Here is a 17,350-nt window from a genome sequence, read left to right on the forward strand (position 1 = left end):
CGTCGCAGGCTGGCTCAGCCAGGGCAGCGGGCGCCGCTATTCCCCTGTGAGCAGTTGTTCGTCATCCGGACCTGGGGGCTTGGCGCCATTACGGCGGCGGTCGGCCAGTACCCAGCTACCATCGTACAACTGCAGGGGGAACGATTCGTTCCTGGTCTGGCGTCGTTCGACGAACCCTTCTGCCGGGTTGTCCGTGGCCCTGCGCCGGCGCTCGATGCCCATCAGGTCGAGGATCGCGCGCCCCAGTTCCGCTAACGGGAACGGTTTGAACAGGACATGGGTCACGCCAAGTTCGGCGGCTCGCTCACGGACCTCGGCGGTCGGGTGGGCGGTGATCAGCACGAAGTGGCACTGCCTGTTCTTGCGCACGGTCTCCAGTACCTGAAAACCCTCCATATCGGGCAAGCGGTAATCCAGCACAATCACTTGCGGTGCCAGGCGTTCAGCCTGCTCGATACCACTGGCACCGTCGTGGGCAACATGAACTTCCAGGCCTTGCGCCTGCAAATACGCCTGCAGGTTCTGCGCAAGAGTCTGTTCGTCATCGACTACCAATACTCTGTTCACCAAGGTCGACTCCCCAAAACTGCCCGGTTTCCCGGTCTGCGAAGTGCGGCCTTGATAAGGCTTGAGCAGGCTTCGTGCCAGGCGTGAATAGTCATGCTGCACCACTGTAAGTCGTTGATCTGGCAAGGGTGCCCGAAATCACCCCAGGCGCGGCGAGCAGGCGAGCTCGCCCGGTTCCCCACATCCGGGGAACCTGATGGCACTTTGCCAAGTCGTTATTCCCCAGCTTTGGGGAAACGCCATCGGGGCCTTCAGTCGGCGATTTCCACTTTAGCGGATTCGCGCAAACGTTGGCGCACAGCTTGCCGCGCTTGCGCCTGCAATTGCCCGATGAGCGAGGCCCTGGCCAAGACCAGGCCCTGTTCACGTATGACAGAAGGGTTATCACTTTGGTTCTGCGCTCCTTGCAGTCTTTGTCGATTGGCCATGTAGAAGGCCTCCACCTCGGCCTGGCTGGGCGCGTCGACCGCGCTGAGCTGGGCATACACCCGCTGGGCAGCCAGCTCGCGGCGGGTGTAATCAGCGTACTCTGCCCTATCGAAGCCTGCCTGCGCCAGACGCCGTTCAAACACTGTCGGGCTGCCAAACGCCGCCTCCACTTCACCAACCTGGGCAGACACCTGTTCATCACTGATGCCGATGCCCTGGCGTTGGGCCTCCTGCCACAGCAGCTCCTTGTCGATCAGCTCGTCCAAGGCCTGGTCGCGCAGGCGCTTGTACAGGGTCGGGTTGCGGATGCTGGCCACCGCGCGGCCCTGGGCTTCGAGGTACTCCGTGAAGTAGCGCTCAAGGCGCATCACATCAATCTCCACACCGTTTACCCGCGCGGCCGGCACATCGGCCCAACTCGCCTTGGCGACCAGCAGCAACAGGCACAGCAACAGGGTACGCATGGCAACCTCCGCTCAAGGGGTGTCCGGCACTGGCCGGTACGGGGTGACCGAGGTGAAGCGCGGCCCGGGCAAGGCCACCGCCACCACGTGGGCACCGGCCATGCCCTGCCGGCGACCGGGGCCGAAGCCCAGGGCTGGCGTGAGGCCGGTAGTGACGTCGTGCAGGCCCTCCAGGGCCGTGATCAGTTGCTCGCGGCTTGCATCTCGGCCGATCTGTTTAAGGGCCTCTGTCAGCAAGCGCAGGGCGCACAGGGTGTTGACCTGTAAGGACGCCTGACGCGGGTCCAGGCCCTGGCGTTGTTGCAGCCCGTCGAGGGTCGCCAGGCCTTGCTCGGTCCAGTCTTCGGGCACGAATGGGTAGGCAAGGTAGACGCGCTGCGACCACTGCGCAGGTAAGTTCGCCACGGCCCCGACCACCTGGCTGGACGCTGCAAACAGGTATGGCTGGCGGCCTGCCGCCTGCAACGCGGCAGCCAACTCGGCAAAGGCCTGGGCGCGGCCAACGAAGACGATGCCCTGGCCGTCCACCGCCTGGCCATCGAAGGGCTGCAGGGCGCCGGGGGCCCAGCCTTGCTGCACAAGCTGTTCACGCACCTGCTCGGCCAGCGGCGCTTGCTCGTCACCGGCATACACCACACGCAAGCCATCTGGGGCGAGACCCAAGGCGTCACGGGCGTGGCCGGCCAGGCTCAGCAGTTGCGCAGGCAAGCCCGGCAGCGGGTCGAAGATCTGCGCACTGCCGCCACTGCGCGGGGTGCTGCCGATCAGCGGCACGCTCTGCTGCGCCAGCACGGTGGTCAGTCGCTGATCGAGCATAGGTGCCAGCGGGGTTATCAGGCTGAACACCTGCTCCTTGTCCAGCAATTGGCGAAGGGCCTGCTCGGCGCTGTCGGCGTCGCTGCCAGGGTCGAGCACCACCAGTTCCAGGCGCCGCCCGTGCACACCGCCTTGCTGGTTGAGTTGCGCCAGGCCGTCTTCCAGTACTGCGCGCACCACGTGCCCTGCTTCGGCCAGCGGCCCGGAGCCCGGCAGCAAGGTGCCCAGGCGCAGCACGCCCTCCTCCACGCCCGGGTCGCGCTCATCGGCCAGGCGTTTGAGGTAGGCGGTGAGGTTGCGCTGGTCGGCCAGGGTCAAATCGAAACGCGGCATGGCGGCGTCCAGGCGATTGCCGGCAGGGTCCACCCCCTGCTGGATCGCCCTGGCCAGGCTGGCGTCGGTGTAACGCGGGTAACTGCGGCCATTGGTCTGCCGCTCGCCCTGGCCCAGGGCCAGGCGTTGCCAGTCGAGGCTCGGCGGGCGAACACCGCCTTCGGCGCGGCCGCGGCCGTCGGCGCCGTGGCAGCTTGCACAGGGTAAGACGCTGGCAGGGACGCTCATGTCGCTGGAGCCGACGCGCGCCAGCAATTGTGCGTCGCTGCTCGACTGGCCTTCGCGGTACAGGCGTTTGCCGGCCTGTTCGTGTTCGGTGAGGTCCAGGGCGAAGGCTGTGCTGCATAGGCTCATGGTGATGAGCAAGGTCAGGGACCTGATGAGGGCATTTCTTGCCTGCGCGGGCCCCATCGCCGGCAAGCCGGCTCCCACAGGGATAGCGGTGCCGCTGAAGGTTGTGCATACCCTGTGGGAGCCGGCTTGCCGGCGATGGGGCCAGCGCAATGCAGTCCTGGCATTCATGGCCGTCACCGCCCTGCCAGCGGCTGGGCCAGCAGCTGCATGCGCTGCGCGATCGCCATTGGGGGCGCATCGGGGCGGATCTTGCTCCAGCGCTTGCCTGCCACGTCACCGGCAATCAGCTGCGTGGAATGCTGTTCGGGGCTGGGCAGGAACTGGCCGATGCGGCCCAGTACCAGGTCGACACTGGCCTTGTCGCCAGTCAGGAACAGCCAGTTGGGGCCGTCCACGCCCTGCTTCTCGGCAAAGGCCTTGAGCGCCGCCGGGGTGTCGTTGAGCGGGTCGCTGCTGATCGAGACGAACGTCACCTGCCCGGCCAACGCCGGCCCCATGGCCTCGCGTACCTCCCGCAGCTTGCGGGTGATCAACGGGCAGGCGTCGGTGCAGTGGGTGAAGATGACGTTAAGCATCACCACCTTGTCCTTGAGCACATCGCTGTAGAAGCGCAGGTCGCGGCCATTCTGGTCCTTGAGCACGGTGTCGGTGAACCAGGTCTGGGCATCGCGGGTGCCGCCGCCGCTGGTCATCGCCTGGGGCGCTGCCTGTGGCTCGGGCGCCTGCTGGGCATGGCCTTCGTGGGCCAATGCGACCGAGGCAAGAATCCACAGGCAACCGCCCAGTACCAGCCAGTCGAGACCGCGCATACCGGCGCGGCGTGAGATCAGATGGCTCATGGTTGCACCTCGTTATGGTCGCCGGTGTGGTCGGCATGGTGTTCGGCGATGGCCGTGCTCTTGGCATGCACCCGGCGTGCGCTGAGGCGGTTGATTTCCGCGACCAGTACCGCCGGGTCGGTGAAGCCGTAGTAGCGCGTCCAGTGGCCGCTGCGGCCATCGCCCACCAGAATCAGCGGCGGGTGCTGGCTGAGGTCGGCACTGAAGCTGCCCAGGCCTTTGAGGGTTTCGGTGATGGCGTACGACGTACCGGTCAGCCAGCTCCAGCCCGGCCCTTTCTGGAAGGCCTTGGCGTAGCTCTGCAAGCGCTTGGAATCATCGCGCTGGGGGTCGACGCTGATCGACACCAGGTGGATTTCTTCACCCACACGGCCGCCCAACTGCTGCTGAACCTTGCCCATGATCGACGACACCACCGGGCACACCGTGGTGCAACTGGTGTAGATGAAGCCCATCACCACCAGGTGATCGCCGACCAGGTCCTTCTCCAGGCGCACAGGCATCCCGTCCTGGTCCAGCAGCGAGACATCGGCAAAGCGCACACTGGCTTTCTCCTGTCGCGCGGCGGGCGGTTGCTCGGCATGGCCGCTGTGGTCATGCCCGGCATGGGCCAGGGCCAGGTTGCTGGACAACAACAGGGGCAGCGCCAGGCTCAGGCCCAGCCGTGTAAAAGCATGCTTGGCGTTCATCGCACACTCCTGGTTTGCATCTGGGAAGCGTCCTCTTGGGACGCCGTGGAGGCCGAGGCCGGCAGGACACGCAGGCTGGTGTAATTCTCTTCGGCAAACTTGCGGCCCAGCGACGGTGACTGCACATGCAGGTACCAGGCGCCGGCTTCGGGCAGGGTCAAGGCCGCTTGGTAGACGCCCTCGCCCACTTCTTCGAGGCGCAGGTTGCGCGGCATCGACGACGGCGCCAGGAAGTAGCGCAGGCTCAGGTCGTTCAGGCCCAGGCGCGGTTCACCGTCGTCGCCGACGATGCGCACCCGTGCGGTGAAGGCGCTGTGCTGCGGCAAAGGCTGCTCTAGGCCAAGGAACTCGGCATGCGCGCCTTTGTGCTTGCGGGCATTCGGCGCCTCGCCCACATCGGTGCTGAAGCAGTGGATGATTTGCGGCTGGTTGAGCAGGAAGGCCACGTCGAACTTGCCGGCCGCCGGCAGCTTCACCGTCGAGCCGTACACCCCTGGGGCCACCTCGCGCAGGCTGCGGTCGACGACGATGGCCGCGCGGGCCTGGTGGCCGCGGTTGTTGTAGCCCGACATCGGCGCGTTCATGCCCTCGGCGTAGAAGTAGGTGGTGTTGTCCACCGGGTTGACCACGAACACCGAGTTGTCGTCACGCGACACCGACAACCCTTGTGCCAGCGGCAGATCACCGGCTTGGCGCGGCGCGGCAGGGCCGGCGTCGAAGCCCTGGACGATCGGCGAACGCCCTTCCCCAAGGCTGCTCAGGTTGATCATGCTGACCTTGGGCGAGGCCAGGCCGCGGACGTAGGCATAGCCCTTGGTGAAGGTCAGTTGGTAGGGTTCGGCCGCCACCGGGATGCGGTGGATGAGCGTGTCGGTACTGGCATCGATCACCAAGGCTTGGTTCTCCAGGGTGTTGAGCACGATGCCGTAGCGCCCGTCGCTGCTAAAACGCATCGGGCCCAGGCCCTGTTCCGCCGTGACGGTGTGGCGCAGTTGATGGCTGCGGGCGTCGATGACCCGCACCGTGCCTTCTTGGCCGTCGACCACGTAAACCGCCTGGGACAGCGCCGAGTAGCTCACCGACAGTGGGTGCGGCCCCACCTCCAGGGTCTTGGCCAGGCGCATTTCAGGGATGTCGATGATGCTCAGGGTGCCGCTGTCGCGGTTGCTGACAAAGGCGTAGCGCGAGTCGCTGCTGAAGGCGATCTCATGGTGCCCAGAGCCGGTGGCGAAGGACTTGAGGGTGCTGCGCCCGGGCACGTCGATCACCGTTACCCCGCCCTTGGCCGGGTCGCTGCTGTTGTTGCCCACCCACAGCCGATGCTGGTCCGGTTGCAGCGCCACCCGCGTCGGTTGGTCGCCGGCATCCAGGTCGGCCACGCGGGTGAAGGTCTCGGTATCGATCACCGACACCTTGCCGCGCTCCGGGATCGACACGAACACCTGCTTGTCGTCGCCGGTGGCCGCCCAGTCCATGGGCCTGCCTGGCAGTTCGATACGGGCCATGGTGCTGGTGACGCCCCCCACCGAAACCGTCGGGTCGATGACCGTCAGGCTGGCGTCCTTGTTCAGCATCAACAGGAAGTAGCTGTTGAGGTCGAGCAATGGCCGGGCACCAATGCTGCTTTTGAGAAACAGCGCCACGCGGGCCTTGCAGCTTTGGTCGCGGTCACCGACCGGTGCCGACTGGGCCGGGTCGATCCAGGCCCCCGGCGCCATGCCCGACAGCGGCTGGCCGCTGGCCTGGTCGCTGACCTTGAAGCGCACGTTGGCGAAGGCGCCTTCGCGCAGCTCGCCCCCGGCCAGCGGCCGCGCCTCGAACTCCACGGTCACCCCGTCCCGGCTGAGCCGGTGCAGGGCCTGCGGGTCGGCAGGCTCCTGCAGCAGTTCGCGTGGGTCGCACCAGAGCTGCTCATACGCTACGCCCAGGCCGATCAGTGCCACTCCCAGCAGTACCCCCAAGTAAGCAGGGCGAGTCTTCTTGTTCATGCTCGCACTCCCGTGTCGTTATTGTGGCGCAGCCGTTGCGGGCGGCGCTTCGTTGCTGACCCGCAAAATCCCCCACAGCCCCGAGAGGTTGCCGTAGGCGGCATAGTCGCGGAACAGGTAGTCCCCCGGCACCGCATTGGCACCACCCGCGCTGGGCAGCATGAAGCTGAAGTGCGCCGCTGGCAGTACGCTTTCCTGGGCACCAATGTAGATCGACATCGGGTTGAAACCGAAGCGCACCGAGCCGATGCCTGGCAGGTTCATCGGGTAACCATCGGCGTCGTTCTTCTCGGCCTGGTAGGCGTGCAGTGGCCACAGGTGCCCGTCCAGCTGGTAGGTGATACCGCGGCTGCCACCGCTGGGCATCAGCACATGGCTGCGTGCCGGCTGGCCGGGCTTGGCCCAGAGCACGGGCGTTTGCGGGTCGCCACCGACCAGGGCGTTGCTGTAGGCCATGTGGGCGTTTGGCACATCGGCGAAGCCATTGCCATCGGCATGGCCGAACGGTGCGTCCGGCGCCATGCCAAAGCGCAACCACAGCGGTTCGGTCTTGTAGTTCATGGCCATGTTGCCGTTGTCCTTCGGATCGCCCGGCACGCCATTGCCTTCAGTAGCGATACCTTCCACGGGGCGGCCGTCAGCCCAGCGCATGTTCATCGAGCGCTGCCACACCGTGACGAAGTCGCGGTAGTCCGGCTGCCCGCTGACTTTTACCGTGGCCTGGGCACGGCTGGCGGTGTCCTCGGTGAAGGTGGCGGTTTGCGGCAGGATGCTCATGGCGCCCACCAGGCCTTTTTGCGGTTGCTTGATGAAATCGGACGGGGTCAGGTTCAGGCCGCCGAATTCGATCGCCGTGGTGTTGATGTTGTCCACCGTGCGGCCCAGTTGCAGCACCGGCTTGCCTTCACGCTCCAGGTGCCCGGCGTAGTACTGGTACACCTTGCTTGGGTAGGCACCGCTGTTGCCGGCACGCGGCGGCACGGTCTGCACCGGGTTGAGGCCGACGTTGGCACCGTCGGACTTGGTGATGTCGTAGGCCAGCAGCTGTGCGTGCAGGCCAACATGGCTGGACGGCCGCATCAGGTTGTTGTTGAACGCCGTGGAGCCTTCGCTGCCATTACGGTCACGCTTGACCACGTTCTGCATCACGGCCGTGCTTGGCAGGTCGGGCATCACCAGCGGCAGGCGGTTTTCCAGGGTGATGCTGATGCAGTCGCCAGCGTTGGCGCGCAGCACCAGGGGCTCTACCGGCACGCCGGGTTTGAGCTTGCCTGTGGTCGCGTCCAGGTCTGCCTTGCGCACATACAGCACCGCGGTCGGGTCGTGCAGTGGTGCGCTGTGGCCGCCAACGGTGAAGGTGGTGCCGTCCTCCTCATCGACCACGGTCACCTGCGGGATGCTGGTCTTGCGGCTGTTGAACACCAGCGTGCCACCGCCAGGCTTGAGCGGCCCACCGACATGCTGGCCGACGCCGGCCGGGTCGGTGATGCTGACCCCGTGGCGGTTCTCCAGAATGTCGTTGGCCAGTGCGGCAACGATCTCGTAGCTGCGCTTGACCGTGGCGCGGGTACCAATGCCATTGGCGTTGGTGGTGGTTTTTGGGCAGATGCCGTCAAAGTTAACGGTGTTGCGCATGGCCACCGGCTGCGGGTTGTTCGACAGCGGGAACAGGTCCGGGCGCAAGGTGGTGTAGTTGCGCATGATGCCCCAGATGCCGTTCCAGTAGCCTTCCAGTGCCGCGTCCAGCGAGTACAAGTAGTCGCCATTGGTGGCCGCAGAGCTGGAAATCATCGACACCGGCGCCATGAAGCCCAGCTGCTCGGAGATGCCGATCATCTGCGATGCCTTCCACCCCGAGTTGGAGCTGCTGCCGAAGCCCGAGCCATTCTGCAGCCACTTGACGCCGTGCAGCGTGACGTTGTGCTCCTCTTCATGGCCACCGGCATGCATGCGCAAGCGCACGTTGTCACCCGAGTAGGTGCGCAGCAGCGGCGTGAACGGGTCACCGGGCTCGCTACCGGCGGTGTTGATGTGCGGCGGGAACACCGTGGTGCCACCGGTTGGGCCGACCGCCGAAGTGATCGCCGAGGGCGCCATGTTCATCGCTGGGATTGCACGGTCGGTGCGGCTCTGCAAGGCATAGCTCAGGTCACCGCCCAGGCCGTCGGCCTGCATGCCGCGCTTGCCGTCCGGGGCCACTTTGTTGGGGTCGAACACGCGCAGGGCCAGCGGTTCGTTTCGGTAGTTGACGACGAACATGCCTGGGTCATCCACCGAAATGGCTTGTGGGCACGGCCGGCTTGGGCAGCCAGGGCTCAGGCCACCGCGCGACTCGACCACCGATTCGAGCAGCGACGAGGCTTTCTGCCGTACCGGTGGGTTGATGGCGTAGCGGAAGCTGTCGGCCGTGGCCGGGTACGACTGGCCATTGGGAATACCGTCCGGCCCTGCGCCCACGTACACGCCGGCTTCATAGGCATGCTGGAAGTCGCTGTACTCGAGGAAGAACTCACGGTAGCTGTCGTTTTTGCCGTCGCCATCGTGGTCACCGGTCTTGATCACTGCTTGCCACGAGGTCGGCCCACCGTCCTGACGCGCAGCCGGGTTGTACAGCTGCTCGCCGGTTTCGGCGTGGTACCAGGTGGAGCCGGCAGGTTCGGCCAGCACCGTGGCGTACAGGCCCAGTTGCTGGTGGGTCGATGGGCCAAGGTGGTCGTGGGTGAAGATGGTGCCCAGGCCGCGGTCGACGTTGTGCACGTTGACCACAGGGTCGGCGAACCAACGCTGCATGGCGGTACGCGCGCCCAGCCAGTCGGCCCGGCCAAAGCGCCCGAAGTACGGGTGCTGCTTGGCGCTTGGGCAGGCGGCGGTGCCGTCTCGGCTATCGCCTTCGGTGCAACCGTTGTAGGCGCGAATGGCATGCACGCGCTCGACCACGCTGCCGGGCGAAAGAATGCCGTCCTCGTAGTTCCAGCCGTTGGCCGAACCGTCGGCCGCGGTGAGGTCCCACTTGGGCAGGTGGATGTGCTGGCCAATCACGTCGGTTGGGGTGCGCACCTGGTAGTCGTCCATCTCATAAATGGACGGGATCAGGTTGGTGTGCTGGTACATGGTGCAATCGAAGGTGTTCATGCGCATCACCAGCGGCTCGGGTGGGCGCTGCTTGGTGATCACTGGCCAGGCGTCTTCCCAGAGGGCAATGATGCGCGCCTGCGGGAAGTGGTAGCCCACTTTGTTGTAGACCGCATCGAACTGGATGTTGGCGCCTTTGTAGATGCGCGGGCGGTCGGCGGTAAAGGCAGACGCACCCCGGAAGCTCATGCCGGTCAGGCTTTCACCGCTGGCGAACTCGCCTATGCCCGAGGTCTGGGTAAGGCGCTTGCCGCGGTCGTCCATGCACGGCTCAAAGAACGGTGCCCCGGCCGTCGGCAAGGCGCCATTGGTGCGGAAGTTGCGCGCCACCGGCTGGCTGCCCGGCATCAGCGCATAGCTGGGGTGCTCAGCCTTGGCGTGAAACTTCATGGCCGCCTGTTCGACTTCGGTGCCCTCTTCCGGCAGGTAGATCGGCTTGGCTTTGTGCACCACCTTGGAGAAATCCAGCTTGGTGGTGGTGGTCAATGCTTCGCCACCTGCCGAGATGCCATCCAGCGCGTGCCGGCCCAGGCCACCATCCCAGCCATCGACCTGGTTGGGGTCCAGGTTGGCCCACAGGGCATTGCCGCTGTTTTTCAGTTGCTGGGCAAGCGCAGGGTCGAGCATGTCCAGCGGCGGGGTCGGTGGGCGCTGGCCGACGCTGCTTTCCATGCCACCGATCCAGAACGGGTAGCCTGGGTTTTTCAAGGTGCCGTCGGCGTTGCGGTTGGTTTCGCTACGGTCGACCAGGGCCAAGGAGCCGACAGCCTTGGGCGCACCTGCCCCGTGGCCATGGTCATCGTCGCCCTCTTCTTCGTCTTCATCATCGTCCTGCTCATTTGCGGCCACCCACTGCTCTGCAAGCTTAGGCACCACGACCACCTTGCCCGGCATCGGCGCCATGGCTTTGCCCGGCAGCGGGACGATGGCGGGGATCGGCGTACCGGCAATGATTTCACCGTCTGGCAATGCCCGTGCGCCGACGGCTGGCTTGCCACTGCGCAGGGCAAACGGCGTGCTGTGGAAGCCGTTTGCATCCTGGCCACTGACCTCCAGCCGGGTACCTTCCTCAAACACGTCGTGCACCCGCCACATAGCCCACATGCCTTGGGCGAAGTGCGGGTAGAAATGGCAGTGGTAGATGGCATCGCCCGCTACGCGGTTACGGTTGCCAGAGCCGCCGTTAGCGATCTCGTAGGTGTACCCGATGCCCGGGCCGATGCCTTGGGCGTCCACATAGTCGGAGTTGTCGTCGTTTGGGTTGAATAGCCACTGGTGGCCGTGCAAGTGGAAGATGTGCTGCTCATGACCATTGTGCGTATTACGAAACTTGGTGAAGTCGCCAATGTAGCTGTGGTGGACGTTGGCCGGCTCCGACGGGTACAGGGCCATGCTGGCCTTGACGCCCACGGCATTGGCCGGTGGGGTTTCGCCGGGGCGGATGTTCTCCAGGCCGACGTTGGCCGGCACGTCCACCAGCGTGCCGATATCGCCCACGGTGTGGGCGCTGAGGAAGAACTCCTCATAGGCGCACGACAGGCAGTCATGCATCGGGCCCACGCCCAGGCGGTTGGCCACCACCTCGGCGCCCATGCCGCCCGAGCCGTAGTTGATCATGAACGAATCGCGGGTCGGCTCCAGCACGTGGCCCATGATCGGGTCGGCCCAGTAGCCGGGGAAGGCCTGGGTGCCGGCCACTTCGTCGGCGAACTGCGAGGCGAAATCACGGAACGCATCCAGCCGGTTGGGCAGCGCCGGGTTGCGCTTGTTGACGCTCTCCAGTGGGTAGGTCGAACGGGGGAAGCTGCCGTCTGGGTTGGGGCCCATGACGATGGCATCGGTCTCGCTGTTGAGAATCTCGTTGCCATCGACCATGGCGATGATCGGCTTGCCGGCCTTGCCTTCGGTGATCCACGGCTCTGCCTGCGGGTAACGGGCCTGGTAATCGATGACAGGTTGGCCTGTGGGGGTGCGGCCGGTGGTGGCCAGGCGCATTTCTTCTTCGGTCAGGGTGTTGCGGAAGGTGCGCCCACCTTTGGGCACCACCACCACCTGGCCGAACAAGCCGTTGGCAACGTTGCCGGCTCCGCCCTGGCCGCCGAAGGTCGCGCCTTGGCTGGTGGCGGCGAAGGCCCCTTCGCGTTCGGCATACAGCGTGTAACTGCGGGTGTTGCCCGGCGACACCAGGAAGTTGCCGTTGCGGCCGGTGTTGGCGGCGATGTCGCCAATGCTGTTGACGGCTTGCATGCCATTGACCTGGAAACCTACGTGGCGGTCGCTGACTTGTTCATCCGCAACGAAGTGCTCACCGCCTTCATTCTCGAATTCGGTTTCCGGCCCTTCTTCTTCCTCACCTTCGGCCTCGTTCTCTTCGTGGTCGAAACCGTGCTTGTTGGGGTTGGCCTGGTAGGCCAGCAGGTTGGTCAGGTTGACGGTCAGGCAGTCACCGGCAGCGACCCGCAAGACGATTGGCCGTGGGCGTTTGTCCGGGCGCAAGGTGACTTTGCCAGGCACTGCGGCTCCGCCTTTGCCAAGCGGGACCTGGTGCTCGTCCACGACATCTTCGCGCAGGGCGAACATCATGCCATTGGCGTTCTGCGCGCCAAGGCGGTTGAACATCAGCGGCTGGTCCAGTGCGACCACATTGGCAACCAGGGTGCGCTGGCACTGCACAGCTGCCTCGCTGGTCGCTTCCCAGCCGAGTAGGGCCAGGACAAGGGATGACAGGACGGGGCCTTTGAGCGGGGTCGACATGCTGCACCTCCGGAACACAGGGTCTCTGCGTGGAGGTTGAGCAAGGTATATGCCAGATGAGAATTGTTATATTTTTTGGTGAGTTACAGGGCTAACCGAAACAGATTGGGGAGGATTCCCCAGCGCTTTTCCCCGATTCGGGGGATGGAGTTGCAGGTAGGAGCAGCCTTGTGCTGCGAAGAGGCCGGTGACAACACCGTAGATAGTCGCCGCTAGTACGGGCCTCTTCGCAGCGCAAGGCTGCTCCTACACAGAGGGCGTGAGGGGTGGGTCAGCCCATCAAGCCGCGCACGCAGAAATACAGTATCGAAGGGCCCATCAAGCAGCCCAAGCCGGTATGGAAGGTCGCGGTCAGCGCGCCGTACGGCACCAGCCGCCGGTCCGTGGCCGCCAAGCCTGCGGTCACCCCCGACACCGTCCCTGCCAAGCCACCGAACACCATGGCCGAACGCGGGTTGTCCAGGGCCAGCAGGCGGGCCGACACCGGGGTGAACACCATCACCAGGATGGCCTTGATCAACCCGGTAGCTATCGACAAGGCCATCACGTCCGAGCTCGCACCCAGCGCCGCCCCAGTCACCGGCCCGACGATATAGGTCACCGCGCCCGCGCCAATGGTGGTCATGCTTACGGCATCGCGATAGCCGAAAGCATAGGCCACCGCCGCACCGACGATAAACGGCAGCACCGTGCCCAGCAGCAACGCCACGGCGCCAATCATCCCGGCCTTGCGCGCCTCGGTGGCCTGCACTTCGAAGGCCGTGGCGACGATGGCGAAGTCGCGCAGCATCGCCCCACCCATCAGGCCGATGCCAGAGAACAGCGCCATGTCCGCCAGGCCCTTTTGCCCGCCGGTCACGGTACCGCCAACCCAGGCCAGCACCAGCCCAATGACGATGGCAATCGCCGAGCCGTGCACCCGGCCGAACGTCAGGTATTTCGACATCAGTACCGACAACCACATGATCGCCCCGACAACCGCGAACGCGGTGATCAGGCCGTTGTGTTCCAAGGCATTGTCAATGATCGGCCACATGATCAGCGCCCTCCTGCAGGGGCAACCTGCACAGGTGTTTCGGGTGTGGGCTCAAGTGCGGGCAAGGGTTCACCGCGGTGGCTGCGGCTGATCAGCGCGATGGTCGCGCCACACACCAGTACCGCGCCGACGGCCGCCAGCAGCGCCACCGGCCCGCCGTGCAGGGCCGTGACCACGTTCTGCTGGGCCGCCATGGCCACCACCACCGGAATGTACATCGCGCCCCAGAAGCCGACGCCGAACTCGCACTCCTTGCTCATGCCGCCATGGCGGTGCATGTACAGCCGCGCACAGATCAGCAGGATCATGGCGATACCGACCCCGCCCACGTTGGATTTGACGCCCAGCAGCACGCCCAGGAAGTCGCCGACGATAACGCCGGCAAGCGTGCACACCGCCAGCAGAGCCACACCATAAATAATCATTGTTGTTGTCCTCAGGTGTTGTCGAAGTTGCTTGTTGTTGTCCTTCGCGTTGCACAGCACGGTCATCGGTTGCCGGCCACCTCCTGACGCATTAAGGCGTCGACGCTGTCCAGCCGAGTGGACTCGATGGCTACCACGCGGCCGTTGGCGAACACCTGGCGGGCCAGGCCTCTGAGCACACTGCCCGGTGGTATTTCCAGGTGCAGGCGCACCCCGCGTTCATAGGCGTTGCGCAACGTGGCACGCCAGTCCACCACCCGCGCCATGTTGCCGGCCAGGTCGTCGCGCAAGCGTTGCGGGTCGTGGATCGGCCGTGCACTGCTGCCGCTCAGGTAGGTGATGATGGGCCTTCGCAGTTCGACCGCAGCAAAGGCCTGGGCCAGTTCCGCAGCCGGGGCGTCGAGCAGTGGGCAATGGGACGGCACGCTGACCGCCAGGCGCCGCGCGACGCCCTGGCCCAGGCTGCGCGCGCGTTGGGCCACCGCAGCCATGGCCGCCTCACTGCCGGCAATGACGATCTGGTTTTCGCTGTTGAGGTTGGCGATGTAGACCTCACCGCCCGCCTCCGCCAGCAAGCGCTCGACACTGGCCAGGTCCAGGCCGCTCAGCGCGGTCATGCCATACCCCTGCGGATAGGCGCGCTGCATCAACTCACCGCGCAGGGCAACCAGGCGCACGGCATCGGCGAACGCCAGCGCACCGGCCGTGACAGCGGCGGGATACGCCCCTATCGACAGCCCTGCCACATAGTCGGGGGCGGGACTTTGCTGCAGCAGTCGGCGCGCCCAGGCCACCCCGGTCAGCAACAGGCACAGCTGCACGGCCCGGGTGCTCTGCAATGCCTGCTCGCTGTCCAGGCCCAACACCTGATGACCCAGCGTATCGCTGGCCTCCTCCAGCAGTGGGCCGGCCCCCTCAGGCAAGCGGTGCAACATGCCTACCTGCTGGGCACCCTGGCCGGGGAACGCGAACAAACTGCTCATGCCGCACACGCCCAGGCTGCCCAGGGGTCGGCCACCAAGCGCGCGCCATGGGGCGACTTGAGCAGCACGCGGCGGGCAACACCGGCCCACTCACGCAGGGCGACGGCACCTGCCGGTGTTTCCAATTGCACATCGATACGGCATGGCGCGCAGTCCAGTATGTCCAGCAGTTCCCGCGCTTTTGCGCGTGCCAGGGGGTGCGGCGTGCGCACGACCACGTCCAGGTCACTGGCCAGGTGCAGCACGCCAGTCTCGGTGGCGAGTTGGTACCCCACCCCACCTGTCGGCCCCCAGGCCAGCCCGGTGGTATCGAGTACCGGGGCCACCGAGGCCAACGCCTGCAATGCAGGCCACGGGCTCGGAGCTTTCCAGCGCAGGGCCTCAGGGCTTTGCAGGCGTTGGATATCGGCCAGGCGCATCTGTGTGCCCAGCCGCTGATCCCGGCTCAGGCCGCGCAGGCCCACCGCCACCCAGCCGTCAGCGCAGGCGGCGCGGCGCACCACCACAGGCTGACCGCTTGCCACCACCTGATGCGCCCACTGCGGGGCATCTTCAGGCAGCGCGCAAAGGGGCAACCCCCACAACAGGTCGTGCGCGCGTGGGCTATTCATCTCAGGCCCCCTGCCACTGACGGCGCAAGTGTTCGCGCACCTCGCGGGAGGCACGCCGGTTTTCGCCCGCCAGCCGCGATGACAGGTCGGTCGAGTTGCCGATATCGCGCACCGCTTCGGCCAAGCAGGTACGTACCTTGGCCAGGTCGGCCGCACTTGGCGTCTCGGCGTTGTCCACGCCAAGACGTCGCCACAGCAAGCCCAGCGAGGCGTAGCTGTCGAGGTCATAAGCCATCGGCGGTACTTCGGCGGCCAGGGCCTCCAGCGCTTCGACGCTGCGCAATGTAATGCGCGCGGCAGCGGCCTTGCCCATGGCGTGCACCATCACCCCAGCGTCATCCAGCGCGATCAGGCGCTGGGCTTGATAGCCATGCGCGAGGAAGGCGCCAGACATCGCCTTGCCGACCAGCAGCCCAATCACCGGGTGCCCGGCCAAGCGCGCCTCGGCATACGCCTGCACCGCACCGGCCAGCGCCTGGTGAATGCCCAGCGCCTCTTCGCGGCGGCCATAGGCCTGGCTGGGCACATCGATGACGGCGACGATGGCCCGCTTCTCGCCGTCGCGGTCTGCCGCGACCGCTTCGCTCACCGCCTTGGCCAGCCCCCAGCCTTCCAGCAAGCCGACCTCGCCCGCACGCGCCCGGGGGAACGGGTTGTGCGCATCGGGCACCACGGCAATGAAGCGTGCCAGGCGGTTGTCCAGTTCGCCGTCGATCACCTGCAGCGACGCGGGGTAACCCGGCAGCACTTGCCCGCCGGCCAGGCCCGGCAGCCAGTTCATGGCTCGGTTCATTTGGCTTCTCCTTGGTAGAGGCTGCGTACAGCGGCGGCATCCAGTTGCGGGCAGTCATCGCCGAGGCGCGAGAGCCGCTCGAGGTACCAGGCGTGGCGGCGAGCACGGTCTGTGCCGGGGGTGTCGAGCAGGTGCAAAAGCTGCTGGCGTATTGCATCTGCATCATCGGCCACGTAGCCGTCGACCAGCCCACTGGCATGGCGCTGCTCGCCACCGGTCAGGCTCCAGATAAAGGGGCGGTCCTTGGCGTCGTATTCGGCGATGCCCGCTTCCTGCTCGATGACCTGCGGGCCATTGAGGCCCAGGCGCGCCTCACGGGTAACCAGCAGGTGGCTGCACAGGCCGGCAGCGATGGACATACCGCCGAAGCAGCCGACCGAGCCTGCGATCACGCCGATCACCGGCTGGTAGCTGCGCAGCTCGATGATCGCGGCCTGGATCTCGGCGATTGCCGCCAGGCCGAGGTTGGCTTCCTGCAGGCGCACGCCACCGGTTTCCAGCAGCAGCACGGCGCAGGTCGGGGTGCCGTTGCGGTTGTCTTCGATGGCCAATTCCAGTGCACCGGCGATCTTCGCCCCGCCCACCTCGCCCATGCTGCCGCCCTGGAAGCCACCCTCGATAGCGGCGACCACAGTATTGCGGCCATTCAGCCGGCCTTTGGCAATGACCACGCCATCATCGGCCTGGGGCACGATGCCCTGGCGCGGCAGCCAAGGTGACATGAGCCGGTCGAAGGGGCCCAGCAGCTCGCGGAACGTCCCTGGGTCAAGTAGTGCCCGGGCGCGCTGGCGGGCGCCCATTTCGACGAGGCTGCGGCTGTGCAGCAAACGTTCGGTGTCAGTCATGGGCGATCTCCTCGAAACCTTGCTCCAGGCGCAGGCGCACCACCCCTGGCGTGGCGCCAAAATCATGGATGTCGATATTCACCGCTGGCCATTGACGGCCTTCGAACAGGCGCTGGAACAGTTGCGTCCAGCGCGCGCCGCTGCCGCTGACCGACGTCACGACCTGGATCTGCAGGCTGCCGGCGATACCGGGTTCGATCAGCACTTCGAGGTCGCCGGAGCTGACGCAGCCGACCACGGTGCGCCCGCGCCCCGGTTCGGCGGCGGGAAATTGAAAGGTCAGGGTTTCCAT

General features: G+C 65.9%; 14 protein-coding genes. All 14 read right to left on the reverse strand.

Annotated elements, in window-relative coordinates:
- Positions 1-36: 36 nt before the first annotated feature.
- Positions 37-570, reverse strand: a complete 534-nt coding sequence (locus D886_RS0108330) for a response regulator (protein ID WP_027593472.1) — start codon at positions 568-570, stop codon at positions 37-39.
- Positions 571-818: 248 nt separating this feature from the next.
- Positions 819-1,460 (reverse strand): SurA N-terminal domain-containing protein, encoded by a 642-nt coding sequence (locus tag D886_RS0108335; protein WP_027593473.1) that lies wholly within the window; start codon positions 1,458-1,460, stop codon positions 819-821.
- A 12-nt stretch (positions 1,461-1,472) separates the two neighbouring features.
- On the reverse strand, positions 1,473-2,963 hold the full coding sequence (locus tag D886_RS0108340) for an ABC transporter substrate-binding protein (protein ID WP_027593474.1): 1,491 nt from the start codon (positions 2,961-2,963) through the stop codon (positions 1,473-1,475).
- Between the two features lie 173 nt (positions 2,964-3,136).
- Positions 3,137-3,802, reverse strand: a complete 666-nt coding sequence (locus D886_RS0108345; RefSeq protein ID WP_027593475.1) for an SCO family protein — start codon at positions 3,800-3,802, stop codon at positions 3,137-3,139.
- Positions 3,799-4,491, reverse strand: a complete 693-nt coding sequence (locus tag D886_RS26835) for an SCO family protein (protein ID WP_050580734.1) — start codon at positions 4,489-4,491, stop codon at positions 3,799-3,801. The genes D886_RS0108345 and D886_RS26835 overlap by 4 nt, the downstream gene beginning before the upstream one ends.
- Positions 4,488-6,479, reverse strand: coding sequence for a cytochrome D1 domain-containing protein (locus D886_RS0108355; protein WP_027593476.1), 1,992 nt, complete (start codon positions 6,477-6,479; stop codon positions 4,488-4,490). The genes D886_RS26835 and D886_RS0108355 overlap by 4 nt, the downstream gene beginning before the upstream one ends.
- Positions 6,480-6,497: 18 nt before the next feature.
- Positions 6,498-12,365: a manganese-oxidizing multicopper oxidase MnxG gene (gene mnxG / locus D886_RS0108360; RefSeq protein WP_027593477.1), complete on the reverse strand. Its 5,868-nt coding sequence runs from the start codon at positions 12,363-12,365 to the stop codon at positions 6,498-6,500.
- Between the two features lie 271 nt (positions 12,366-12,636).
- Entirely contained in the window at positions 12,637-13,401 is a 765-nt protein-coding gene (madM, locus tag D886_RS0108365) for a malonate transporter subunit MadM (protein ID WP_027593478.1), read from the reverse strand.
- A 2-nt stretch (positions 13,402-13,403) separates the two neighbouring features.
- Positions 13,404-13,826 carry a malonate transporter subunit MadL gene (madL, locus tag D886_RS0108370; protein ID WP_027593479.1) on the reverse strand — a complete coding sequence of 141 codons (423 nt, stop codon included), beginning with the start codon at positions 13,824-13,826 and terminating at the stop codon, positions 13,404-13,406.
- 62 nt (positions 13,827-13,888) lie between these two features.
- On the reverse strand, positions 13,889-14,809 hold the full coding sequence (mdcH, locus tag D886_RS0108375) for a malonate decarboxylase subunit epsilon (protein ID WP_027593480.1): 921 nt from the start codon (positions 14,807-14,809) through the stop codon (positions 13,889-13,891).
- Positions 14,806-15,420, reverse strand: coding sequence for a malonate decarboxylase holo-ACP synthase (locus D886_RS0108380; protein ID WP_027593481.1), 615 nt, complete (start codon positions 15,418-15,420; stop codon positions 14,806-14,808). The genes mdcH and D886_RS0108380 overlap by 4 nt, the downstream gene beginning before the upstream one ends.
- A 1-nt stretch (position 15,421) precedes the next feature.
- Entirely contained in the window at positions 15,422-16,213 is a 792-nt protein-coding gene (mdcE, locus tag D886_RS0108385) for a biotin-independent malonate decarboxylase subunit gamma (protein ID WP_027593482.1), read from the reverse strand.
- The gene (locus D886_RS0108390; protein ID WP_027593483.1) at positions 16,210-17,058 is read right to left on the reverse strand and encodes a biotin-independent malonate decarboxylase subunit beta; all 849 of its coding nucleotides are present in this window, start codon (positions 17,056-17,058) and stop codon (positions 16,210-16,212) included. The genes mdcE and D886_RS0108390 overlap by 4 nt, the downstream gene beginning before the upstream one ends.
- Entirely contained in the window at positions 17,051-17,350 is a 300-nt protein-coding gene (locus tag D886_RS0108395; protein ID WP_027593484.1) for a malonate decarboxylase subunit delta, read from the reverse strand. Before D886_RS0108395 ends, D886_RS0108390 begins: the two co-directional genes overlap by 8 nt.

The organism is Pseudomonas sp. LAIL14HWK12:I7 (assembly GCF_000483465.1).
Classification (GTDB): Bacteria; Pseudomonadota; Gammaproteobacteria; order Pseudomonadales; family Pseudomonadaceae; genus Aquipseudomonas; species Aquipseudomonas kermanshahensis.